Origin of the sequence: Enterobacter sp. Cy-643 (genome assembly GCF_011752815.1) — a bacterium.
Classification (GTDB): Bacteria; Pseudomonadota; Gammaproteobacteria; order Enterobacterales; family Enterobacteriaceae; genus Cedecea.
In genome coordinates this window covers 1,324,181-1,347,020 of record NZ_VWWV01000001.1, presented here as the reverse complement: position 1 = coordinate 1,347,020, position 22,840 = coordinate 1,324,181, and the positions used below count along the sequence as shown (strand labels likewise).

Here is a 22,840-nt window from a genome sequence, read left to right as displayed (position 1 = left end):
CCCTGATGACGAGGTTTTAAGATGAAAAATATCCAGTTAGATAAAGTCTTTATCGCCGGCGGCTACGGCATGATTGGAGCGGCGATCGCCCGCCAGATTCGTGAGCATTTTCCCGCAGTTGAACTGGTGATTGCAGGCCGCAATCCGGCAAAAGGCGCGAAGTTAATTGAGCAACTGGGGTTCGCGCAACCGGCGTGTATCGATCTTACCGGAACGGAAGTGCCTGAGCACGCCGCTGACGCGCAGCTTATTATTGCCGCCGTGCCGGACCCTAAGAACCTGCTGGCGGAGTTTGCTATCAAAAATCACATCGCCTTCATCAATATTACCCAGGCAACCGGTGACGATATTTTGCCATTGCTGAATTTAACTCAGCGATATCGGCCGACTCAGCCCGTCGTGCCGCTGGGCTATTACGAAGCGAGTCTGTTTTTACCGCTGGTTAGCCTGCTTGCCGCTGATTTTAGCGTTATTGATAGCGTGCAGCTTTCGGCACTTCACGATCCGGCCGATCCGCTGGGAGAACTGTCCAGCAGCGAATTAGGCAATGAACTTGCTCCGGCTCTGATTCGGGAGTCAGGAAGCTGGATGCATTCATCCACTCCCCGGGATATCACTCTCCAGAATGGCGAAGTGGTTCAGGGCGTGCCGTTCAGCATACTCGATACCACCGCGGTGGCCGCTATGACCAGCGCGAATTCCGTCAGGCTGGATATCGCGGCGGGCACCTCACTGGGCATGCTCCAGCGTGGCAAGCCGTCTATTGATCTGTATGTTGATATTGCCGGCACGGATTACGCCGGCAAGCCTGCCAGAAAGCGCGTGATTGTCTCTGACCCACACGGGCAGGCGCATATGACCGCTTTTGGCGTACTGACGGTGATTAAGGCGATGCTGAAAAGTGAAAAAGGTGGCCTGGTTGCCGCTGAAATGCTGCTGGATATGGCTGCGGCGCTGCAGCAAATGAAAGACGCCGGGATCGCCATTTACCGCGAATAAGAAAAATATCAATGCAGGTTTCTGCATGATATTCATCACGTTAATGAAGAAAGACTCACGTATAAAACGATTCAGGCCACGGGTATCAATATAAGTAAATATATGTAACTATATACAATGATCATTGTTGCGAATAGGAATTATTGATACTTTCCCGGCAGTTTAACCACACTCAAAAAAGGGAAATATTATGAGGAAAGTGTCAGCTTTTATCGGCTCATTACTGCTGGTTTCTGGTTCCACATGGGCCGCGCCCGCTAAGGATTGTGTGAAAGTGGACAAAGCCGCGATAGAAGGATTATTCGATCGCTGGAATGACTCGCTCCAGACTGGAGAGGCTAAAAAAGTCGCTGATACCTATCTTACCGATGCGGTGTTATTGCCTACGGTGTCAAACCAGGTACGTCTGACGGACGCCGAACGCGTGGATTATTTTGAACATTTTCTGGCGAAAAAGCCCGTGGGTAAAATTGACAGCAGAACGGTTAGAATTGGCTGCAATAAAGCGATTGATGTAGGGACCTATACCTTTACCTTTGAGGATAAAACGACGGTTTCTGCTCGATACACTTTCACCTACGCCTGGGATGGCAGCGACTGGAAAATCTCTTCACACCACTCTTCCGCGATGCCTGAAGTTTAATTAATTAAGGCGGTGACGTTTGTCACCGCCTTTATTGGCTTGTCTGAATACCAACAGGGCCACTTTAATCGTGCGCGTTTCGTTTGTTAAAAAGCGATTATGGCTTTTTGTAGGCGTAGCTCAGCAGAATAGGATCGTCAGGAATCTGGGTGAACTGCGTGATTATCTGGTGGTAATCCGCCGTAGGGTCAAGATCCTGTAATTTTTGCGGGTACAGGTCTTTGGCCAGGATTTCCATTCCGATAATGTTGTACGGGTGATTATAGAAGTGGTGATACACGCCGTAGATCTTGCCTTCTTTCACCGGCTCGATGTTCTGGAAGGTGTTGCGAGCCAGCAGTTTACTGAAGGTCGCGTTCACTTCCTGCGGCGTGCCGCCGTAGCCAAACGGCAACACGCTCGGGTTCGGGCGTTTAGAGCCGGACATAATATAGACGTCAGGCTTCATGGCGATGATCTGCTCCATCGACACAAACCCGGCGCTGCCCGGCAGCAGTTTAGAACCAATGTTCTTCCCGCCTACCGCTTCCACCAGCGCACCCCAGCCGTTATGCCCGTGGGTAAAGCAGCAGTTCTCGGTGTTACCGGCGATCGGCTCAATAAACACCGTAGGTTTGTTTTTCACCTCCTCAGCAACCTGCTTTATGCGGGCCAGATGCTGCTGGTAATAGTCGGTGTACTCTTTGGCACGTTGTTCCTGATTAAGCACGGTGCCCAGCAGCTTCACGCTGTTGGCGGTGTTCTCCACCGGGTGCAGTTCATAGTCAACAAACACCACCGGAATATTGAGTTTTTTAAGGGACTTAATCACGCCGGTTTGCTCCAGCGCAGGCTTGGCCCGCAGTTGCGCAATCATGATGTCCGGCTGCTGCGCCAGCACGCTCTCAAGGTTGACTTCGCCCTGATCGCTAAAGCCCATATCAATAATTTTGGTGGCTTCGGGCCATTTGCCCTTCAGCACATCCCAGGTTTGGGTGTCCTGTTTTTTCGGCAGGTTATTCCAGGCTACAACGCGTTTGAACGGATCTTCACGGTCAAGCAGCGCAAGCGACAAAATGTCTCGCCCATCCTGCAGGATCACATGCTGAGGTTCTTTTTCGATAGTAATACGCTGGTTATCCATGTCGGTAACCGTGATGGGATAAGTGGTTGCGCCGCAGCCCGCCGAAGCGAGCAGTAACCCTGTCAGGACCAAATTTGCTTTCATTGATTGATGCTCTCCATGAGAAAGAGATTAGTTATTATTACTATTTATATTAATAAAGCCTTAATTTCCCGCGGTATGGCAAGCAATGATTGGTTTAATTTTATTACGTGACAATGTCACAAAAACTTAAGCAAAATCGTAAATATATCGATACACCTCCCGTAACCCTCATTTGACGCATCTACGCTTTTCCCTTACCCTGCGCGGCATAAATGTATACAGCTCTTCGTAAATGCAGAGGAAAGCGTGAAGAACAGGACTCTTGGCAGTGTTTTTATCGTGGCGGGAACCACCATTGGCGCAGGCATGCTGGCGATGCCGCTGGCATCTGCTGGCGTAGGGTTTAGCGTCACGCTGCTGATGCTCGTCGGCCTTTGGGGATTAATGTGTTACACCGCACTGCTGCTGGTTGAAGTGTATCAGCACGTTCCGGCGGATACCGGACTTGGCACCCTCGCCCGGCGCTATCTTGGCCGCCCCGGGCAGTGGTTAACGGGGTTCAGTATGCTGTTCCTGATGTATGCCCTGACGGCGGCCTACATTAGCGGCGCCGGTGAACTGCTGGCGGCAAGCCTTAGCCAGTGGCTGTCCACTTCTATCTCCGCTACCTCCGGCGTGCTGCTCTTTACCGTTGTGGCGGGTGGGATTGTCTGCATCGGCACCCATATGGTCGATATGTTTAACCGCGTACTGTTCAGCGCCAAAATCATTCTGCTGGTGGTAATGCTCGCCCTGATGATGCCGCATATCCACCACACCAACCTGCTCACGCTGCCGATTGAGAAAGGCCTGGCGCTTTCCGCCATCCCGGTCATCTTTACCTCGTTTGGCTTCCACGGCAGCGTACCGAGCATTGTCAGCTACATGAACGGCAATATTCGCAAGCTGCGCTGGGTGTTTATCGTCGGCAGCGCTATTCCTCTGGTGGCCTATATCTTCTGGCAACTCGCCACCCTCGGCGCCATTGACTCGCCAACCTTTACCGGGCTGATGGCGGAACATTCCGGGCTGAACGGCTTCCTGCAGGTGGTGCGTCAGGTGGTGGCCACCCCTCACGTTGAGCTGGCGATTCATCTGTTCGCCGACTTTGCGCTGGCGACCTCGTTCCTCGGGGTTTCGCTGGGCTTATTCGACTACCTGGGCGATCTCTTTGCCCGTAACCGGAAAGCCTCTGGCCGCCTGCAAACGGGCCTGATGACCTTCCTGCCGCCGCTGGTATTTGCGCTGTTCTATCCGCAGGGGTTTGTGATGGCGCTGGGCTATGCGGGCGTTGCGCTGGCGGTGCTTGCCCTGCTGGTGCCGTCGATGCTGGTGTGGCAAAGCCGCAAACAGCATGCGGAGGCAACGTGGCGCGTGACGGGCGGCAAACCACTGCTGGGGCTGGTCTTTGCCTGCGGGATCGCCGTCATTGTTATTCAGTTCTTAATTACCGTCGGCCTGCTGCCGGAAGTCGGTTAACGCTTTTAACATTCACGCGGGGCATTCGTCCCGCGTTCTTCATTTTTTCTGCTAATTCCCCGCTAAATCATCAGGATTTTGGACATAAAACCAGTAATTATGTAAGCAGAGTTAATATTGTAAATGCTAATTATTGTTATTATCATCTCAATTCCTATTATAAAATCGCTTCAGTTCAGATAAACAACATCATGAATCGCATTCCTTTTGGTTCTACTTTCGTTCGCCAGGCACTTGTTAATTCAAAATTATTAATCATTTCAACCTTCATCGTTGGTGCTCCGGCTTTCGCCGCCGACAAACCGAAGGAAGACACCTTAACCGTGGTCGCTACCGCTAACCCGGACGGTTCACCAACCAGCTATACCCAGGATGACTCCTCTATCGCCTCCCGGAGCAAGACGCCGCGCAGCGAAATCCCGCAGTCCGTTAGCGTGGTCACGCCGCAGGTGATTGACGACTACGCGGTAACCTCGGTCAATGACGCAATGAAGTTCGTCAGCGGCGTCACGCAGAGTAATACGCTCGGCGGCATCGAGGATGGTTTCGTTAAACGCGGGTTCGGCTCGAACAGCGATGGCTCGGTGTTTATTGACGGGGTGCGCAGCAACCAGGGCCTGGCGATGGATTCCAGCATCGACCATGTTGAGGTGCTGAAAGGCTCGGCCTCCCTGCTCTACGGCATCCTGAATCCCGGCGGCGTGATTAACCTCGTCAGCAAGAAACCGCAGTACACCTGGAACACCCACGTCAGCGGCACCAGCAGCAGCAACGGCGGCGGTTCCGGCATGGTTGACGTCACCGGCCCGCTCGGCAACGGCTTCGCCTTCCGCCTGGTCGCCGAGCGTCAGCATGAGGATTACTGGCGGAATTTCGGCACCGATGAACACACGCTGATTGCCCCGTCGCTCAGCTGGTACGGCGATAAAGCTTCTTTCAATATCAGCTACGTCGAATATAAGTTTGATATCCCGTATGACCGCGGCACGGCGTTTATCAACGGCAAACCGCTCAACATTCCCTACGACCGCCGCATTGACGATTACGCCAACCATGCCTGGGGTAAAAACAAACGCCTGACGACCAACTACTCGTACAAGCTGGATGACACCTGGGAAACGAACCTGAACTACGCCTGGATGCAGCGCCGCTACGACAGTAACGAAGTGCGTGCCACGGCGGTCGATCCTAACAGCGGCCTGGTTTCCCGCCGCGCGGACGCGAACCGTGGCTTTAACCACCAGACGGATTACGCGTCCTGGGACATCAGCGGCAGCCCTGAACTGCTGGGCATGACCCACGACATCACGCTGGGCGCGGATTACGAACAGAACGAAACCTACAAGAAGTATTCGTACCGCGGGAAGGTGACGAAAACCTTCAATATGTATAACCCGGTATACGGCGTCTCGCCGGTCACCAACGGCAGCACCTATAGCGATTCCAACAGTAACCTGCGCACTAATCTCTACAGTCGCTCCGTGTTTGCGAAAGACAGCATTCACCTGACCGACCAGTGGATTGCCGTGCTGGGTGGCCGCCTGCAGCGCTACACCCAGACTTCCAGCGCCGGGTGGGTAAATCCGCAAACCACGCTGGAAGACCGGGGTAATGCTTTCCTGCCGCAGCTGGGCCTGGTGTACAAAATTGTGCCTGATGTGTCGCTGTACGGCAGCTACAGCAAGTCGTTCACCCCTTCCACGCAAACGGACGACAACGGTAACGTAGCGTCCACCGAAAAAGGCACCACCTGGGAAGTGGGCGCGAAATGGCAGATGGCCCCTCGCCTGACCAGCAGCCTGGCGCTTTACCGCATTGATGAAAAAGACATGTCGGTGTTTATCAACGGCGTGACGCGCAATATCCCGAAAGCGCGTTCTACCGGCGCGGAATTAGAGCTTAACGGCGAAATTGCGCAGGACTGGAATCTGACGGCGAACTACAGCTATGACAAAACTGAGATCGTGGAAGATAACGTCAATCCGGTGAACGTCGGCAACCGTCTGGTAAATGCCCCGACGACCATGGGCGGACTTTACCTCAGCCACACCCTGCGTTTCTCCTGGCTGCCGGGTGAATTACGCCTGGGCGGCGGCGGGCGTTACGTCGGCAGCCGCGCGGGTGACCCGGAAAACAGCTTCACCATGCCGGCTTACACCGTGGCGGATGCGTTTGTGGCCTGGGACAGCAAGCTGCTGGGCAAAAATACCGAGCTGAAGCTGAACGTCAAAAACCTGTTCAACCGCGAGTACTATGAATCCAGCGCCGGTAACCTGCGCGTTATCGAAGGTGAACCGCGCACCGCTTATCTCTCCGCCAGCGTGGACTTCTGAGATGAAAAAGTCGCTGTTGCTCGCGGCCCTGCTGGCGCTTAGCGCCGGCAGTCAGGCCAAAACGATTACCGATATTCTGCAGCGGAAAGTTGAGGTTCCGGATAACCCGCAGCGCCTGGTCGTCGGCGAAAGCCGGATGATTTACACCCTCGCCCTGGTGGAGGACGGTAACCCGGCGAAGCGCGTGGTCGGCTGGCCTGCGGATCTGCAGCGTCTGGATCCGCAGACCTGGAACCGCTACACCGAAGCGTTCCCGGCTATCAAAGATATCCCGATTATCGGCAACAATAACTTCTCGCAGATAAGCGTGGAGAAGGTTATCGCCTTGCGTCCGGACCTGGTGATTCTGCCGATCTACGCCAAAAAAGAGAGCAATCACGACAGCTTTCTTACCCAGCTCACGCAGGCGCATATTCCGGTGATTTACGTTGATTTCCGCGTCGATCAGCTGAATAACACCGTTCCCAGCCTGCGTATTCTGGGCGAAGCGCTAAACGACCAGCCGAAAACGGAAAAGTTTATCGCCTTCTATCAGCAGCACATGGCGAAAATTGCCCAACGCCTGGCTGAGGCTAAACCCGTGAAGCCGACGGTAATGCTGCAGCTGCATTTAGGGGATAAAAGCGACTGCTGCACCACCGTCGGGCGCGGCAACCTGGCGGATCTGCTGGCTTTTGCCGGCGGGGATAACATTGCCGTGAGCCGCTTCCCCGGCGTGTATGGCAAGATTTCCCCGGAAGCGCTGCTGACGGTAAACCCGGATATTTACATCGCCACCGGCAGCGCCGGGCCGGATCAAACGGGCCGGTTGAAGTTGGGGTCGGAAGTGACAGCCACTCAGGCGCAGCAAAGCTTTTCCCAGGTGCTTAGCCAGCAGAAAGTCATTTCGAACCTGAACGCTATCCAGAACGACAAAGCCTGGGCGGTATGGCATAACTTCTACCTCTCGCCGTGGCATTTACTGGACGTTGAGTTCTTTGCCAAAACCTTCCACCCGCAGCTGTTTGCGGATATGGATCCCCAGCAAACGCTGGATGAGATGAACCAGCAGTTTCTGGCGGTGAAAGAAACCGGCACTTACTGGACGAAACTGAAGTAGCCTGTGTGCGGGTCAGGTGCTCTGACCCGCCAATTTTACTGGTTGTATCTTTCATCCCTCAGGTAGACAGTAGTGAAAACTTGTCTTCTTTCATGAGGTGATCATGTCTACCACGTCCCCCGTTCAGCCCACGCTTCATCTCCTCTGCGGCAAAATTGCGGCCGGTAAATCCACCCTGAGCGCAAAGCTGATGGAAACGCCCAACACGATTCTGGTGAGTGAAGACAGCTGGCTCGCGGCGCTTTACGGCGAGCAAATGCAAAGCGTGGCGGATTATGTCGCCTGCTCAGGCAAACTGAAAAACGCGCTAACGCCGCATCTTGTTTCCCTGCTGAGGAACGGGCTTTCGGTAGTGCTGGATTTCCCTGCCAATACGCTGGCGAACCGCCAGTGGATGAAGTCGATTGCGGATGAAGCCGGGGCAGATAATCGCCTGCACTATCTGGACGTGCCCGATGACGTTTGCCGGGAGAGATTACGCGCCCGCAACAGCAGCGGAACTCATGATTTTGCCGCTACGGACGCGCAGTTTGATTTGATTACCCGCTACTTCGTTGCGCCCGATGAGCGCGAAGGGTTGACGATAGTTCGCTACAGCTAAGGTGACATTGTCACCTTTTTAACGTTGATTAAAGACTGTAACCCGGCTTTTTCAGCAGCGAGTCCATTTCAGGCGCAATCTGCGTATCCCACACTTCGGCTTTCCAGTTTGCCTGATCGATCATTTTCAGCGCCACGGACAGCGACTCGTCCTTCGAGCCGAAGTGCTTTTTCAACACGTCACACATTTCACTGGCAACGGCCTGTTTTTGCTCTTCGGTCAGCTCACGGGGGAAACATTTGATTTCGATATGCGGCACGGTGATTCTCCTTTTTGTTGTTGAACAGTAGTTTTACTGCTTCAAGAGGGGATCGGGCAAGCGGCGGGTAAAAGAAAGGCCAGTTTGACTGGCCTTGAAGGGTTACTGGATTTTTCGCGCCGGCGATTTTCTGACCGGCGACTGTTCCGCTTTGTAATAGCTGGCGGTACTGCGCGGCAGCGGCGCTTTGCCGCGAATGGCATCGGCAATTTTTTCACCGATCATAATGGTGGTGGCGTTCAGGTTGCCGGTAATAATCTGCGGCATGATGGAAGCATCCACCACGCGCAGCCCCTGCAGGCCGTGAACCCGGCCCTGCTCATCCACCACGGCCATGTCATCGTGTCCCATCTTGCAACTGCCGCAGGGATGGAAAGCAGTTTCCGCATGATTACGCACAAACTCATCCAGCTGTTCGTCCGTCTGGCAGTCAACGCCGGGGCTGATTTCGCGGCCACGGTATTTATCCAGGGCGGGCTGCTGCATGATCTCGCGAGTAATACGAATCGCGTCGCGGAACTCCTGCCAGTCCTGTTCGTGGGACATATAGTTGAACAGAATACTCGGGTGCGCGTGCGGGTTGCGCGAGTTCAGCTTTATTCGGCCCCGGCTTGGGGAACGCATAGATCCCACATGACACTGGAAACCGTGCTCTTTCACCGCGTTTGAGCCGTTGTAGTTAATCGCCACCGGCAGGAAGTGGTACTGAATGTTCGGCCAGCTAAATTCTTCGCGGCTGCGGATAAAGCCCCCCGCTTCAAACTGGTTACTCGCGCCTACGCCGGTGCCGTTGAACAGCCACTCTGCACCGATTTTTGGCTGGTTGTACCATTGCAGCGCCGGGTAAAGCGACACGGGCTCTTTGCACTCGTATTGCAGGTACATTTCCAGATGATCCTGCAGGTTTTCGCCCACGCCCGGCAGGTCACGAACAACAGGGATCTCAAGGCTTGCCAGGAATTCTGCATCGCCCACCCCAGAGCGCTGCAGAATTTGTGGCGAAGCAATCGCGCCGGCGCTCAGCAAAACTTCTTTGCGCGCTTTGGCCACGGAATGCACCGGGCTGTCGTTCACCAGGTATTCCACCCCAACCGCCCGCAAATTATCAAAGATAATGCGGTCAGTGGTTGCATGGGTCACGATGGTCAGGTTTTCCCGGCGCTTTGCCTCGTCAAGATAGCCACGAGCGGTGCTGGCGCGGCGCCCTTTTGGCGTCACGGTGCGGTCCATCGGGCCAAAGCCTTCCTGCTGATAGCCGTTCAGATCGTCCGTTCGCGGATACCCGGCTTCCACGCCAGCCTCAATCATCGCGTGAAACAGCGGATTGTTCCCCTGCTTCGGCGTCGTAACGGACACCGGGCCTTCGCCGCCGTGGTAATCGTTCGGGCCAATGTCGCGGGTTTCCGCTTTGCGGTAGTACGGCAGGCAGTCCAGATAGCTCCAGTTCTCAAGACCCGGCATCGACGCCCAGTTATCGAGATCCATCGCGTTTCCACGGATGTAACACATGCCGTTAATCAGGGATGAGCCGCCCAGCCCTTTGCCTCGCCCGCACTCCATCCGGCGGTTGTTCATATACGGCTCGGGGTCGGTTTCATAGGCCCAGTTGTAGCGCTTGCCCTGCAGCGGGAACGCCAGCGCAGCTGGCATTTGGGTGCGGAAATCAAAGCGGTAGTCCGGGCCGCCTGCCTCAAGCAGCAGGACGGTGGTATCGGGATCTTCCGTTAAACGTGCAGCTAAAACATTACCTGCGGAACCCGCTCCAATAATGATGTAATCAAATTCCATTCATCCTCCTCAGGTGGGATTAAAAGATTGACTGATAGGTGCCCATCTCCAGTTGGATTGACTTAACTTGCGTATAGCTTTGCAGCGTCATCAGGCCATTTTCGCGACCAATGCCGGAATGCTTATAGCCGCCCACCGGCATTTCTGCTGCAGATTCGCCCCAGGTGTTAATCCAGCAAATCCCGGCCTCAAGCTGGTGAATTACGCGGTGCGCACGAGTGAGGTCGTTCGTGACTACGCCCGCCGCCAGGCCATAATCCGTGTCGTTAGCGCGGCGAATCACCTCCTCTTCTGTTTCGTAGCTGAGGATCGACATTACCGGCCCGAAGATTTCTTCGCGGACGATAGTCATCTCATCGCGGCAGTCGGTGAACACCGTGGGCGCAACCCAGGCGCCGCGATCAAACCCTTCTCCGCGCAGCTTGTCGCCGCCGCACAGCAGCGTCGCGCCTTCTTCACGACCGGACTTGATGTAGCGCAGCACGTTTTCGCGGTGCGGGAAGCTGACCAGCGGGCCAAAGTTTGTGCGTGGGTCCATCACGTCGCCGGCGCGAATGCGGCCTACGCGCGCCACAATTTTCTTCTCAAATTCTGCTTTCAGCGCCGCAGGAATAAATACGCGAGTGCCGTTGGTGCAGACCTGGCCAGAGCTGTAGAAGTTGGCCATCATCGCGATGTCTGCCGCCAGATTGAGATCGGCGTCATCAAAGATAACCAGCGGAGATTTACCGCCCAGCTCCATCGTGACCTGTTTCAGCGTTGAACCAGCAGCGTTGGCCATCACCTTTTTGCCGCTGGCAACGCCGCCGGTGAAAGAGACTTTGGCGATGCCTGGGTGTTCCGTCAGCAGTTGGCCCGTTTCTGCGCCAACGCCCGGTAGCACGCTAAAGACGCCGTCCGGCAGCCCGGCTTCGGTATAAATTTCTGCCAGCTTAAGCGCGCTAAGCGGCGTCACTTCGCTCGGTTTGAAGATCATCGCATTGCCTGCGGCCAGCGCGGGCGCGGACTTCCATAGCGCAATCTGAATCGGGTAATTCCACGCGCCAATCCCGGCCACAACGCCCAGCGGTTCCCGGCGTGTGTAGACGAATGAGCTCTCCCGCAGAGGAATTTGCTGGCCTTCCAGAGTGGTTGTCAGCCCGGCGTAATACTCCAGTACGTCTGCACCAGTGACGATGTCGACGGTGGAGGTTTCGCTGAAGGCTTTGCCAGTGTCTAGCGTTTCCAGCTCGGCCAGCTCATCGTTACGCTCGCGCAGAATGTCGACCGCCCGGCGTAAAATGCGTGCACGTTCAACGGGCGTTTTTGCTGCCCATATTTTCTGCCCCTTCTTCGCGGCAGCAACGGCGCGGTCAACGTCTTCCCGGCCAGCGGCCTGAACGACCGCCAGCACTTCGCCGTTAGCCGGGTTGATGGTTTCGAACGTCTTGCCGCTGAGCGCATTCACGTAAGCGCCGTCGATATAAAGCTGTTGTTCACCCAATCGGGACATGATTTCTCCTCGCTAGATTAGCTTTTCACCGCAGTAAGATGCTGGTTGATGAATTGCGTGGTCAGTACGCTCGCCGCTTTGCGGTCAAACGGTTTGCCGCTTAGGGCCGCCCGCAGCCAAAGGCCGTCTATCAGCGCCGCGAGACCATAACCTGCCAGCCTGGCTTCCTCCTGCGGCAGCTCGCGCCTGAACTCGGCGGTGAGCGTGGACAGCAGGCGACGGCTGCTTACCTGCTGTAATCGGTAGAGCATCGGCTGGTGCATACTGCTGGCCCAGAATGCCAGCCAGGCTTTCATCGCCGCGCTGTGCGTTTGCGTCTCATCAAAATTTCCGTCGACGATGGCGCACAGTCGCCGTTCGGCAGACGCGCCCGGTAAAGCTTTCAGTCGCCCCACGACCGCATCGCGAAGCTGGGCGGTGACGTCCCGCATGGTGGCCTCCAGCAGGCCGTTTTTATCCTGAAAGTAATGGCTGATGATGCCGGTTGAGACCCCGGCCCGGCGGGCAATTTGCGCCACCGTAGCATCATGCATACCGACCTCATTTATGGCGTTTAATGTGGCGTCGATCAGCTGTCTTCGCCTTATCGGCTGCATACCTTTTTTTGGCATCGCCCTGCTCCAATCATCAGTAATTGTTATCTATTTAAGCGTTTATTGATTGAACGTTCAATATAAAATGTGTATTAATTGTTACGCAAAGGCAAGAAAGCAGCGAAATATTCGCATTCTAAAAAATTAAAAAGAGGATTTTATTTGAATAAATTCAATGCATTAAACTTAATCATCAATTTAAGACCATAAATTGATTATGGAATTGTTAAAAAACAATCTCACCTGCATTCACAAGAAAAACTTAACTGCTCATCTGAGTAGTCACCGTTACTTAACCTGAGGTAATCGATGACGAAGCCCGTTACTGCTCCTGCTACCAGTGAAAAAGACAAAATCAACCCGGTGGTGTTCTACACCTCCGCCGGGCTGATTTTGTGCTTTTCCCTGATGACCATCTTCTACAGTGATTTTTCCGCTAATCTGATTAGCCATACCCTAAGCTGGGTCTCCTCCCGCTTCGGCTGGTACTACCTGCTTGCCGCCACGCTCTACATTGTGTTTGTGGTGTTTATCGCCTGCTCGCGCTTCGGCTCTATTAAGCTCGGGCCGGAACAGTCCAAGCCCGAATTTAGCGTGCTGAGCTGGGCGGCGATGCTGTTTGCTGCCGGAATAGGCATCGACCTGATGTTCTTCTCCGTCGCCGAACCGGTAACGCAATATATGCAGCCGCCGGAGGGCGCCGGGCAAACCATCGAAGCTGCCCGTCAGGCGATGGTCTGGACGCTGTTCCACTACGGCCTGACCGGCTGGTCGATGTATGCGCTGATGGGCATCGCGCTGGGCTATTTCAGCTACCGCTACAACCTGCCGCTGACGATTCGCTCGGCGCTGTACCCCATCTTTGGCAAGAAAATTAATGGCCCGATTGGCCATACGGTGGATATCGCGGCGGTGATCGGCACGATTTTCGGCATTGCCACCACGCTGGGGATCGGCGTCGTGCAGCTGAACTACGGGCTGAGCGTGCTGTTTGATATCCCGGACAGTCTGGGGGCTAAAGCGGCATTGATCGTTCTGTCGGTGATTATCGCCACTATTTCGGTCACCTCCGGCGTGGATAAAGGTATTCGCGTGCTTTCCGAACTGAACGTGGCGCTGGCGCTGGGCCTGATCCTGTTCGTGCTGTTTATGGGCAATACCGAATTCCTGCTCAACGCGCTGGTGCTGAACGTGGGCGATTACATCAATCGCTTTATGGGCATGACGCTAAACAGCTTTGCGTTCGACCGCCCGGTGGAATGGATGAACAACTGGACGCTATTCTTCTGGGCCTGGTGGGTGGCGTGGTCGCCGTTTGTCGGCCTGTTCCTGGCGCGTATTTCACGTGGCCGTACCATTCGTGAGTTCGTGTTAGGCACGCTGATTATTCCGTTCACCTTTACCCTGCTGTGGCTTTCGGTGTTCGGCAACAGCGCGCTGTACGAAATCATTCACGGTGACGGGACATTTGCCCAGGAAGCGATGGCGCACCCGGAACGGGGCTTCTACAGCCTGCTGGCGCAATATCCCGGCTTCACCTTCAGCGCTTCGGTGGCGACGATTACCGGCCTGTTGTTCTACGTCACGTCGGCGGATTCCGGCGCGCTGGTGCTGGGGAACTTCACCTCTAAGCTGAAGGATATCAACAGCGATGCGCCCAACTGGCTGCGTATTTTCTGGTCCATTGCTATCGGCCTGCTGACCATGGGTATGCTGATGACCAACGGCATTTCCGCGCTGCAGAACATGACGGTGATTATGGGCCTGCCGTTCAGCTTTGTGATCTTCTTCGTGATGGCCGGGCTGTATAAGTCGCTGAAAATTGAAGATTACCGCCGGGTGAGCGCCAGCCGCGATACCGCGCCGTATATGATGACCGCGCAGGATCGTCTGGGCTGGAAAAAACGCTTGTCCCGCCTGATGAACTACCCCGGCACGCGGTACACGCAGAAGATGATGGACACCGTTTGTTACCCGGCGATGGAAGAGGTTTCTCAGGAGCTGGAACTGCGCGGTGCGAAGGTTCAGCTTTCCGTTGAGCCGCCGCTGCCGGATGAGAAGCTGGGGCACCTTGAGCTGCGGGTGCATATGGGCGACGAGCAAAACTTTGTCTACCAGATTTGGCCGCAGAAGTATTCGGTGCCGGGCTTTACCTACCGCGCCCGCAGCGGTAAATCCACCTATTACCGGCTGGAAACCTTCCTGCTCGAAGGCAGCCAGGGTAACGATCTGATGGACTACAGCAAAGAGCAGGTGATCATCGACATTCTGGATCAGTATGAGCGCCACCTGAACTTTATCCACCTGCACCGCGAAGCGCCGGGGAACAGCATTACGTTCCCGAATGTGTAGCGGTTAGCACATCTTCTTATACGCGGCGGGCGTAATGCCCATACGACGCACGAAGGCCCGCCGCAGCGTATCCACTCCGGAAAACCCGCTGGCGGCGGGTATCGCCTTCACCGGCAGCTCGCCGGATTCCAGCAACTGCCTCGCCTTTGCCACTTTTTCGGCCTCCAGCCACTCGCCCGGCGCGATCTGTATTTCCTGATGAAACAGGCGCGTTAAATGCCGCACGCTGAGGTGAATATGTGCCGCCATCTGCTGCACGGTGGTCACCTCCGCTATGTTGGCTATTGTCCAGCGCTGGAGATCCTGGAGCGCGCTGCGGCCGTTAAGCGAAGTTTTCTGCTCCCGGATAAAGTGGGTTTGGTTCACAGGCCGCTTGAAGAACATCACCAGCCTGGCGGCGACGTCCTGCGCGGCTTCCCGGCCGAGATCCTCTTCCACCAGCCTTAACGCGAGATCCAGCCCGGAAGTGACGCCTGCCGCCGTGCGTAATGCCCCATCCATGACGTAAAGCGCATCGGCTGTTACTTCCGTTTCGGGGTAACGGGCGGCTAAAAGCGGTGCAGCTGACCAGTGGGTAGTGACTTTCCTGCCCTGTAATAAGCCGGTTTGTGCCAGCAAAAGTGCGCCGGTGCAGACGGAGCCAAAGCGCCGACTCCGGGCACAAAGCGCGGTTATTTTTTCACACTGTTCGCTGCTAAGCGTTCTGTCTGCCGCATCCGGCGCACCGGCAATCAGAAATGTGGTTTCCCGCCCGCCGGCCGCGCTTTCAAGCAGATCGTCTGCCAGCATTTTCACGCCGGACGAAGCGACAATAGTCGGGGCTTCCAGCGCAATAATTCGTGATTGATACACCTCCCGGCACAGCACACGGTTTGCCTCGGCAAACACATCCAGCGGCCCGGAAACATCCAGCAGCTGCACGCCCGGCACCGCCAGGATCAGGATTTGATGCGCCATTCTTTTCTCCACGTCACGAACTGCGGCATAAGTCTTAAATCGTCGCAACACGACCATTTAAGACATTTTAACTGTGGCCTATGCTACTGCAACACCAACGTGAGGAGAAAGAGATGAGCTTAAAAATTAACGGCATTAGCATTCCGGACACCAAAATGGCGCGTGAAGCCACCCAACTGGTGCGCGACACGGAATCAGATTTACTGTTCCATCACTCCAGCCGGGTTTACTACTGGGCGGCGCTGGCCGGGCAGCGGCGTGAACTGAAGGTTGACCACGAGCTGCTGTATGTCGGCTGTATGTTCCACGACATGGGGCTGACACACGATCACTGCAGCTGCGACAAGCGTTTTGAAGTGGACGGCGCGTTTGCCGCACGGGATTTTATGCGCCAGTACGGCGTAAACCAGGCCGATATCGACAAAGTGTGGACGGCGATTGCCCTGCATACCACGCCGGGCATTCCTGAGTTTATGGCGCCGGAAATTGCGCTGGTCACGGCCGGCGTTGAAATGGATGTTTTGGGGATTGATTACGACAAATTCAGCGACGAACAGCGTGAGCAGGTGGTGAAACTGCACCCTCGCCCGGCGGCGTTTAAAGAAGAAATTATTCAGGCGTTTTACGACGGGATTAAAAACAAACCGGCCACCACGTTTGGCAACGTAAAGGCCGATGTCATTCAGGATAAAGAACCCGGGTTCGAACCCCTGAACTTCTGCAGCATTATTCGCGCTTCCCGCTGGGCGGGTTAAGCAACGTCAGGCGGGTGGCTTAACTGTCACCTGCCCTGCACGGCGGCGAGAGCATCAAGCCCGGTACCCGGCTGTGGATCGTGAGCAAAAGCGCCAATAACCATAAGAGAAAGGAGAATTGCCAGAAAGATGTTTTTCATAACCTGTGTTAACCGCTGTGCCGCCTGATGAGAACCGCCGATATGCTAAAAGAAAAAGGCTCAAATTGATAAAGGAAATTTTCAAATAAATGTCAATTTTTGAATATTCCTCAGATTATTCGGTCTGTTACCCTTGCACTGGCTTTGAAACAAGATATATCCACTATCTACGCGCGTACTCTTGCTATTTTATTTCGGTTTTTTGAGTGTGATTTTACGATCGGGGCGGATCGCCGCGGCCTGCCGGCACAAACTGCGGCGTTTAAACGGAAGGTCAGGCTGCTTTTATCACGCCAATACGGATCAGCATCGCTGAAAACTCTTCGAGGCTGATGCCGTGGCGCGGATGGTCGAAGCGCAAATTGAAGTTTTTCTGCAGCAGGTCATAAACGTCTTGCGCATGAGTAAAGACCGGTGCATTTTCCCCGGCGCTATAGAGCGTATTCTTTTCCCCTGTAGCTTTGTACAAACTCAGCGTCAGGCAATGGCGGAAGTGCGATTGCGGCCACGTTGCCACGTAGTGGTTTCCAGCTTCGTAATCAGAGTCGTACTGCGGTTCAAGGCTAAAGCGATAGAGGTTGGTCACCTTCTCAGCATCATGGAATTTCAGCAACCAGTCCTGCTCAACCCGCTCGAAACTGTACACGCCATGCGTTGTTTGCTGCATTTCACCTGCTACCAAGCGAACAGGTTCGGGCAGCGTTTTACCGCCGAAACCAACGTCAGCGATCCAGGCCTGGCCGTCGACGGTAACCTTCGTCAGGCGGTGCGTCCTCGCGGGCATCTGCGGCGGGTTGGCCAGCAATACGCGAGCCGCTAAGTTTTCCACCTCAAAGCCAAGCCCGGCAAGAACATTGCGGAACAGGCCATTTTGCTCAAAACACCAGCCGCCGCGCCCGGCCACGACCAGCTTTTCAAAGACGCTTTCGTCGTCGATATGGAGCGTTCTGCCGAGCAAAACGTCCAGATTCTCAAACGGAATAGCGCAGGCGTGCGCCAGATGCAACGCACGTAAAGTATCCACCGTTGCGCTGCGCGACCCGTGGTAGTTAATACGGTCGAAATAAAGCCCCAGATCTAATGCCATTTTTCTGATTCCCTGCTGCGAATGAATGGCCTCACTATAAATGCGGCGGCCTGCAGGCAGATGATCGTTAGTGCTTTAGAGCATACCGTTTCTGCCCAACACTTTGTTGAGCTGCGGCAGCGCGCGAACCCGATTAGCCACGGCGGCAAGCTTAGGTGTGTGTTGATCAAACCAGGCCTGACGCGGGCGCCAGCGGGTCATCGCCGGCAGATACAAATCCAGCAGCGTCAGGCGCTCGCCAAAAATATAGGGACCAGCGCTTAGCTGCGTTTCAAACCACAGCCACAGCGTCTCACGGTAGCGGTAAAGGTTTTCGGTTAACACCGTGGCTTCCTCTTCTACCCAGCGTTCGCCGTAATCGCCGTAGGTGAAGGTGGGGTAAACGTTGGCCACAATCCAGATAAGCAGGCGGTAAAACTGCTGCCGCTCAGGTGTGCCAATGGGCGGGGCATATTGTGGGTGCCTGTCCAGGATCCAGAGCGCGATGGCCGCGCTTTCGGTCAGTACCTCTCCGTTTTCCAGCACAAGCGTTGGCACCTGCGCCAGCGGGTTAATCGCCAGCAGCCGATCCCGCATTGGCCCTGCGGTGTCAAACCCGTCCACGTCGATGAATTTGTAAGGTTCCTCAACCAGCGTTAGCATCAATTCAGTAATGGCCGACCCAAAACTCGACACGCCATACAGTTTGTACATAAGTTTCTCCCGGCTTTCGCGTTATGTGTAGAATAGCCGCCCTACCAGCATCTGCGAGAAGGAAGCCTGCAATGAAAGCGAAATCTGTGACACTGTACGATGTTGCCGAGTCGGCAGGCGTGTCGTATCAAACCGTTTCGCGAGTGATTAACCAGGCTTCGCACGTTTCGGCGAAAACGCGGCAAAAGGTAGAAGTCGCGATGAAAACGCTGAACTATGTGCCGAATCGTGTGGCTCAGCAGCTGGCGGGTAAACTCAGCCAGACGCTTGGCCTGGCGACCACCACCCTTTCCCTGCATGCCCCTTCGCAGATCGCGGCGGCAATAAAATCTAAAGCCGGTGAGCTGCAGTTCAACGTGATGATTTCGATGGTTGAACGGCCCGGTGTAGATGCGGCGCTCGTCGCCGTTAGTAGCCTGCTTGCCCAGCGCGTTGACGGGCTAATTGTGAACATTCCGCTGGAAACGGCGGAGGTGGAAGCCGTTCAGGCGGCCTGCGGTGATGTTCCCGCGTTGTTCCTTGATGTCTCCCCGGAAGTGAAGGCCAATCGCATCGTGACCGACGCCGCGTCAGGCGCGAGCCTTGCGGTTGAACATCTTGTCACGATAGGGCATCGCCATATCGCGCTGCTCTCCGGGCCAGAAAACTCGGTCTCCGCCCGGCTGCGGCTTGAGGGCTGGCAGCGAACGCTGGCGGAGCACCAGCTCGCGCCAGTGGCGTTTATGCGTGGGGACTGGAGTTCCCTTTCGGGCTACCAGCACGTTAGCCAGCTGTTACGTGACGGGCAGACGCCGTCGGCAATCCTTGTGGCTAACGATCAGATGGCGCTGGGCGCGCTACGTGCCATTCACGAAGCCGGGTTCGCGGTGCCGCAGGACATTTCCGTTATTGGTTTTGATGACACCGAAGATAGTGCCTGTTTTCATCCCCCGCTGACGACCATCCGGCAGGACTTCCGGCGGCTAGGCGAAGCGAGCGTGGACGGCATGGTGACGCTTATTCAGCGCGGGGGCGAATTAGCGGCATTGCACCCGGTCAGCCTTGTGGAGCGTAAAACGACCGCCGCGCCGGGTAGCCTGATACAGCCCACCGCGGCGCAGCTGGCCGACGAGCTTTCTCGCCTTGCGCAGCAGATTTCGCGCCTGAAATAAAACCGCAGTTCTTTGTGAGGCTCATCACCGAATACGGCGCGATAGCTTTACTCCTCAACAACTCGCGTTAGATTGTGAGCGAATAACAATTATCTCGCAGGTGCATCACTATGACCAATATTTCACCTTCGCTCCATGCCACGCTGGCCCGCCGCGACTGGGAATCTCCCGGCGTGACCCGGCTTAACTCGCTGGCGGCTCATCCCCCGTTTTCCAGCTGGCGTTCGCTGGAAGATGCCAGGGATGATAAGCGCTCACCGTCGCGGCAATCCCTTAACGGCGAATGGGCGTTTAGCTATTTTCCTTGCCCCGAAGCGGTGCCGGAGAGCTGGCTCAGCGAAGATCTCCCCGCGGCACAGGCAATACCCGTCCCGTCGAACTGGCAAATGCTTGGCTATGATGCGCCCATTTATACCAACATTACTTACCCGATCCCGGTCAATCCCCCTTTTGTGCCACAGGAGAATCCCACTGGTTGTTACTCGCTCACATTTAATGTCGATGAAACCTGGCTGGCGAGCGGGCAAACGCGGATTATTTTTAATGGCGTAAACTCCGCCTTTCATCTGTGGTGCAACGGCACCTGGATTGGCTACGCCCAGGACAGCCGCCTGCCCGCCGAATTCGATCTCAGCGCGGGGCTAAAAACCGGCAGCAACCGCATTGCGGTGATGGTGCTTCGCTGGAGCGACGGCACTTATCTGGAAGACCAGGATATGTGGCGCATGAGCGGCATTTTCAGGGATGTTTCGCTGCTGCATAAGCCGGACACACGCCTTGCCGACGTGCAGTTGCAGACCGATCTTAACGAGGATTTTTCACGCGGCGAGCTGCGGGCGTTAGTCAAACTTGAAGGTCAGAACATCAGCGCCTGCGAAGTGATGGTGCAGCTCTGGCGCGGCGAGACATTGCTGGCGGCGAAACAGCAGGCTATCGGCAGTGAGATTATTGACGAACGCGGGGCTTATCACGACCGCACTACTCTGCATCTGCCGGTTGAACAGCCGCTGCTGTGGAGCGCAGAAGTGCCGAATCTCTATCGGGCCGTGGTTGTCCTGCAGCAAGGCAATGCGCTTATCGAAGCCGAAAGCTATGACGTCGGTTTCCGCAAAGTGGAGATTACCGGCGGGCTGCTGAAGCTCAACGGCAAACCGCTGCTTTTGCGCGGCGCGAACCGGCACGAGCATCATCCGTTAAATGGCCAGGTGATGGATGAAGAAACAATGCGGCGGGATATCCTGCTGATGAAACAGAATAATTTCAACGCCGTGCGCTGTTCCCACTACCCCAATCATCCGCTGTGGTACAGGCTGTGCGATTTTTACGGCCTGTACGTTGTCGATGAAGCCAATATCGAGACCCACGGCATGGTGCCGATGAACCGTCTGAGCGACGATCCGACCTGGCTACCCGCGATGGCCGAGCGCGTGACGCGCATGGTGCAGCGCGATCGCAACCATCCGTCCATTATCATTTGGTCTCTGGGCAACGAGTCCGGGCACGGCAGCAATCACGATGCGCTCTACCGCTGGATAAAATCCAACGATCCCACCCGGCCAGTACAGTATGAAGGCGGCGGCGCGGACACCGCAGCCACCGATATCATCTGCCCGATGTACGCCCGCGTCGATCAGGATCAGCCCTTCCCACAGGTGCCGAAGTGGTCAATTAAAAAATGGCTGGGGCTGCCTGAAGAACACCGGCCGCTTATTCTGTGCGAGTACGCCCACGCGATGGGCAATAGCCTCGGCGGGTTCAGCAAATACTGGGAGGCATTTCGCCAGCATCCACGGCTGCAGGGCGGTTTTGTCTGGGACTGGGTCGACCAGTCGCTGGTGAAATATGACGAAAACGGCCAGCCCTGGGCCGCCTATGGCGGTGATTTTGGCGACACGCCAAACGATCGTCAGTTCTGCATGAACGGCCTGGTCTTCGCCGACCGCACGCCGCACCCGGCTCTGCATGAAGCGAAACAGGCGCAGCAGTTCTTCCAGTTCCGCCTGTTGCCGGACAACGGACTGGAAGTCACCAGCGAGTACCTGTTCCGCCCCAGCGACAACGAACGGCTGGCCTGGACGCTGAAACACGAGGGCGAAGTGCTGGCCAGCGGTGAACTGACGCTGGACCTGGCGGCAGAACAATCCCGCGTGCTTCAGCTTCCGCTGCCGGCGATGACTCGCCCCGGCGATCTCTGGCTGAATGTCGAAGTCCGGCAGATAAAGGCAACCGTATGGAGTGAGGCCGGGCATTGTTGCGCTCGGGCGCAGTGGCAGTTGCCGTCCGCGTTAGCGCAGCCCGCAACCCTCCCCGGCGGTTCAGCGCCGTTGCTGCAAATGGACGACAGACACGTTGATGTGTTCCACGGCGATCAGCACTGGCGTTTTGAGAGAAGAAGCGGCCTGCTCAGCCAGTGGTTTAGCCATCAGCAGCCTACGCTACTCCAGCCGCTACGGGATAACTTCACTCGTGCGCCGCTGGATAATGACATCGGCATCAGTGAAGCCGCGCATATCGACCCTAACGCCTGGGTGGAACGCTGGAAGGCGGCAGGCATGTACGACCTGACATCGGAACTGCTGAGTTTCGACGCGGACAGGCTGGGCAATGCGGCGCTGGTTCGCACCGCTCATCGCTGGCAGGGGAACGGTAAAACGCTGTTCATTAGCCGTAAAAATTACCTTATCGACAGCGAGGGTGAGCTGCATATTACGGTGGATGTGGACGTTGCCTTCGGCACGCCCGCCCCGGCGCGGATTGGTCTTTGCTGCCAGCTTGTGGATATTGAATCAGAGGTAACCTGGTTTGGACGCGGGCCGCACGAGAACTATCCGGACCGCAAAAGCTCGGCGCTGTTTGACCGATGGACGCTGCCGCTGGCGGACATGTACACGCCCTACGTTTTCCCGAGTGAAAATGGCCTGCGCTGTGATGCTTCGTCGCTGGAGTATGGCAGCCACCGCTGGCGCGGAGCGTTTCACTTCAACATCGGCCGATACGGCCAGAAACAGCTGCGGGAAGCCACGCACCGGCATTTATTGCAGGAAGAAGAAGGCTGCTGGCTGAATATCGACGGCTATCATATGGGCGTCGGCGGGGATGATTCCTGGAGCCCGAGCGTCTCGCCGGCGTTTTTGCTGTCCGGGTCGCATTATCACTACGCGGTTAGCTGGCAGAAACGGTAATTGAAAAAGCCGCCTGTTATCCAGGCGGCCTTTCATTGGTTTCGGCTCACT

At 55.8% G+C, this 22,840-nt stretch carries 18 protein-coding genes; 10 read left to right on the top strand and 8 right to left on the bottom strand.

Annotated elements, in window-relative coordinates:
* The first annotated feature begins 21 nt into the window (after nt 1–21).
* Together F3J29_RS06205 and F3J29_RS06200 are read left to right on the top strand one after the other, a co-directional pair.
* A complete protein-coding gene (locus F3J29_RS06205) occupies nt 22–999 on the top strand; it encodes an NAD(P)-binding domain-containing protein (RefSeq protein WP_166863898.1) in 978 nt (325 codons plus the stop codon).
* A gap of 190 nt (nt 1,000–1,189) precedes the next feature.
* On the top strand, nt 1,190–1,642 hold the full coding sequence (locus F3J29_RS06200) for an SgcJ/EcaC family oxidoreductase (RefSeq protein ID WP_166863896.1): 453 nt from the start codon (nt 1,190–1,192) through the stop codon (nt 1,640–1,642).
* 97 nt (nt 1,643–1,739) lie between these two features.
* Here F3J29_RS06200 and F3J29_RS06195 read toward each other — a convergent pair whose 3' ends face one another.
* On the bottom strand, nt 1,740–2,849 hold the full coding sequence (locus F3J29_RS06195) for an ABC transporter substrate-binding protein (protein ID WP_166863894.1): 1,110 nt from the start codon (nt 2,847–2,849) through the stop codon (nt 1,740–1,742).
* Between the two features lie 246 nt (nt 2,850–3,095).
* Here F3J29_RS06195 and tyrP point away from each other — a divergent pair, with 246 nt between their 5' ends.
* The 4 genes from tyrP (at nt 3,096) to F3J29_RS06175 (ending at nt 8,340) form a co-directional block, all read left to right on the top strand.
* Nucleotides 3,096–4,307 carry a tyrosine transporter TyrP gene (gene tyrP / locus F3J29_RS06190; RefSeq protein WP_166863892.1) on the top strand — a complete coding sequence of 404 codons (1,212 nt, stop codon included), beginning with the start codon at nt 3,096–3,098 and terminating at the stop codon, nt 4,305–4,307.
* Nucleotides 4,308–4,498: 191 nt separating this feature from the next.
* Complete coding sequence (locus F3J29_RS06185) at nt 4,499–6,640, top strand: TonB-dependent siderophore receptor (protein WP_205246643.1); 2,142 nt, start codon at nt 4,499–4,501, stop codon at nt 6,638–6,640.
* Between the two features lies 1 nt (nt 6,641).
* Nucleotides 6,642–7,739, top strand: coding sequence for an ABC transporter substrate-binding protein (locus F3J29_RS06180; protein WP_166863889.1), 1,098 nt, complete (start codon nt 6,642–6,644; stop codon nt 7,737–7,739).
* A gap of 103 nt (nt 7,740–7,842) precedes the next feature.
* A complete protein-coding gene (locus F3J29_RS06175; protein WP_166863887.1) occupies nt 7,843–8,340 on the top strand; it encodes a P-loop nucleotide/nucleoside kinase family protein in 498 nt (165 codons plus the stop codon).
* Between the two features lie 28 nt (nt 8,341–8,368).
* On the opposite strand, the gene pptA is transcribed toward F3J29_RS06175, so the two are convergent.
* From pptA to betI, 4 genes are all read right to left on the bottom strand, one after another.
* Nucleotides 8,369–8,599, bottom strand: coding sequence for a tautomerase PptA (gene pptA / locus F3J29_RS06170; RefSeq protein WP_039293536.1), 231 nt, complete (start codon nt 8,597–8,599; stop codon nt 8,369–8,371).
* A gap of 102 nt (nt 8,600–8,701) precedes the next feature.
* The gene (gene betA / locus F3J29_RS06165; protein WP_166863884.1) at nt 8,702–10,387 is read right to left on the bottom strand and encodes a choline dehydrogenase; all 1,686 of its coding nucleotides are present in this window, start codon (nt 10,385–10,387) and stop codon (nt 8,702–8,704) included.
* Between the two features lie 19 nt (nt 10,388–10,406).
* The gene (gene betB, locus F3J29_RS06160) at nt 10,407–11,879 is read right to left on the bottom strand and encodes a betaine-aldehyde dehydrogenase (protein ID WP_166863882.1); all 1,473 of its coding nucleotides are present in this window, start codon (nt 11,877–11,879) and stop codon (nt 10,407–10,409) included.
* Between the two features lie 17 nt (nt 11,880–11,896).
* Nucleotides 11,897–12,490 carry a transcriptional regulator BetI gene (betI, locus tag F3J29_RS06155; protein WP_166863880.1) on the bottom strand — a complete coding sequence of 198 codons (594 nt, stop codon included), beginning with the start codon at nt 12,488–12,490 and terminating at the stop codon, nt 11,897–11,899.
* Between the two features lie 291 nt (nt 12,491–12,781).
* Between betI and F3J29_RS06150 the strand changes: the two genes are divergently transcribed.
* Entirely contained in the window at nt 12,782–14,824 is a 2,043-nt protein-coding gene (locus F3J29_RS06150; RefSeq protein WP_166863878.1) for a choline transporter, read from the top strand.
* 3 nt (nt 14,825–14,827) lie between these two features.
* Here the strand turns inward: F3J29_RS06150 and F3J29_RS06145 are convergent, their stop codons facing one another.
* Nucleotides 14,828–15,781 (bottom strand): GlxA family transcriptional regulator, encoded by a 954-nt coding sequence (locus F3J29_RS06145; protein ID WP_166863876.1) that lies wholly within the window; start codon nt 15,779–15,781, stop codon nt 14,828–14,830.
* 113 nt (nt 15,782–15,894) lie between these two features.
* On the opposite strand from F3J29_RS06145, the gene F3J29_RS06140 reads away from it, so the two are divergent.
* Nucleotides 15,895–16,536: an HD domain-containing protein gene (locus tag F3J29_RS06140; protein ID WP_166863874.1), complete on the top strand. Its 642-nt coding sequence runs from the start codon at nt 15,895–15,897 to the stop codon at nt 16,534–16,536.
* A gap of 414 nt (nt 16,537–16,950) precedes the next feature.
* On the opposite strand, the gene F3J29_RS06135 is transcribed toward F3J29_RS06140, so the two are convergent.
* Together F3J29_RS06135 and F3J29_RS06130 are read right to left on the bottom strand one after the other, a co-directional pair.
* A complete protein-coding gene (locus F3J29_RS06135) occupies nt 16,951–17,763 on the bottom strand; it encodes an arylamine N-acetyltransferase family protein (protein ID WP_166863872.1) in 813 nt (270 codons plus the stop codon).
* 75 nt (nt 17,764–17,838) lie between these two features.
* The gene (locus F3J29_RS06130; protein WP_166863870.1) at nt 17,839–18,456 is read right to left on the bottom strand and encodes a glutathione S-transferase family protein; all 618 of its coding nucleotides are present in this window, start codon (nt 18,454–18,456) and stop codon (nt 17,839–17,841) included.
* A gap of 71 nt (nt 18,457–18,527) precedes the next feature.
* Between F3J29_RS06130 and F3J29_RS06125 the strand changes: the two genes are divergently transcribed.
* On the top strand, nt 18,528–19,607 hold the full coding sequence (locus F3J29_RS06125; RefSeq protein ID WP_166863868.1) for a LacI family DNA-binding transcriptional regulator: 1,080 nt from the start codon (nt 18,528–18,530) through the stop codon (nt 19,605–19,607).
* Between the two features lie 110 nt (nt 19,608–19,717).
* Nucleotides 19,718–22,789: a beta-galactosidase gene (locus tag F3J29_RS06120; protein ID WP_166863866.1), complete on the top strand. Its 3,072-nt coding sequence runs from the start codon at nt 19,718–19,720 to the stop codon at nt 22,787–22,789.
* Nucleotides 22,790–22,840 lie beyond the last annotated feature (51 nt).

Excerpts from the sequence above, each read along its gene's own strand:
- betB (WP_166863882.1), bottom strand. The coding sequence starts at position 11,879 with ATGTCCCGATTGGGTGAACAACAGCTTTATATCGACGGCGCTTACGTG.
- F3J29_RS06175 (WP_166863887.1), top strand. The coding sequence starts at position 7,843 with ATGTCTACCACGTCCCCCGTTCAGCCCACGCTTCATCTCCTCTGCGGC.
- F3J29_RS06145 (WP_166863876.1), bottom strand. The coding sequence starts at position 15,781 with ATGGCGCATCAAATCCTGATCCTGGCGGTGCCGGGCGTGCAGCTGCTG.
- betI (WP_166863880.1), bottom strand. The coding sequence starts at position 12,490 with ATGCCAAAAAAAGGTATGCAGCCGATAAGGCGAAGACAGCTGATCGAC.
- betA (WP_166863884.1), bottom strand. The coding sequence starts at position 10,387 with ATGGAATTTGATTACATCATTATTGGAGCGGGTTCCGCAGGTAATGTT.
- F3J29_RS06180 (WP_166863889.1), top strand. The coding sequence starts at position 6,642 with ATGAAAAAGTCGCTGTTGCTCGCGGCCCTGCTGGCGCTTAGCGCCGGC.
- F3J29_RS06205 (WP_166863898.1), top strand. The coding sequence starts at position 22 with ATGAAAAATATCCAGTTAGATAAAGTCTTTATCGCCGGCGGCTACGGC.
- F3J29_RS06140 (WP_166863874.1), top strand. The coding sequence starts at position 15,895 with ATGAGCTTAAAAATTAACGGCATTAGCATTCCGGACACCAAAATGGCG.
- F3J29_RS06150 (WP_166863878.1), top strand. The coding sequence starts at position 12,782 with ATGACGAAGCCCGTTACTGCTCCTGCTACCAGTGAAAAAGACAAAATC.
- F3J29_RS06200 (WP_166863896.1), top strand. The coding sequence starts at position 1,190 with ATGAGGAAAGTGTCAGCTTTTATCGGCTCATTACTGCTGGTTTCTGGT.
- F3J29_RS06120 (WP_166863866.1), top strand. The coding sequence starts at position 19,718 with ATGACCAATATTTCACCTTCGCTCCATGCCACGCTGGCCCGCCGCGAC.
- F3J29_RS06125 (WP_166863868.1), top strand. The coding sequence starts at position 18,528 with ATGAAAGCGAAATCTGTGACACTGTACGATGTTGCCGAGTCGGCAGGC.
- F3J29_RS06135 (WP_166863872.1), bottom strand. The coding sequence starts at position 17,763 with ATGGCATTAGATCTGGGGCTTTATTTCGACCGTATTAACTACCACGGG.
- F3J29_RS06130 (WP_166863870.1), bottom strand. The coding sequence starts at position 18,456 with ATGTACAAACTGTATGGCGTGTCGAGTTTTGGGTCGGCCATTACTGAA.
- F3J29_RS06185 (WP_205246643.1), top strand. The coding sequence starts at position 4,499 with ATGAATCGCATTCCTTTTGGTTCTACTTTCGTTCGCCAGGCACTTGTT.
- F3J29_RS06195 (WP_166863894.1), bottom strand. The coding sequence starts at position 2,849 with ATGAAAGCAAATTTGGTCCTGACAGGGTTACTGCTCGCTTCGGCGGGC.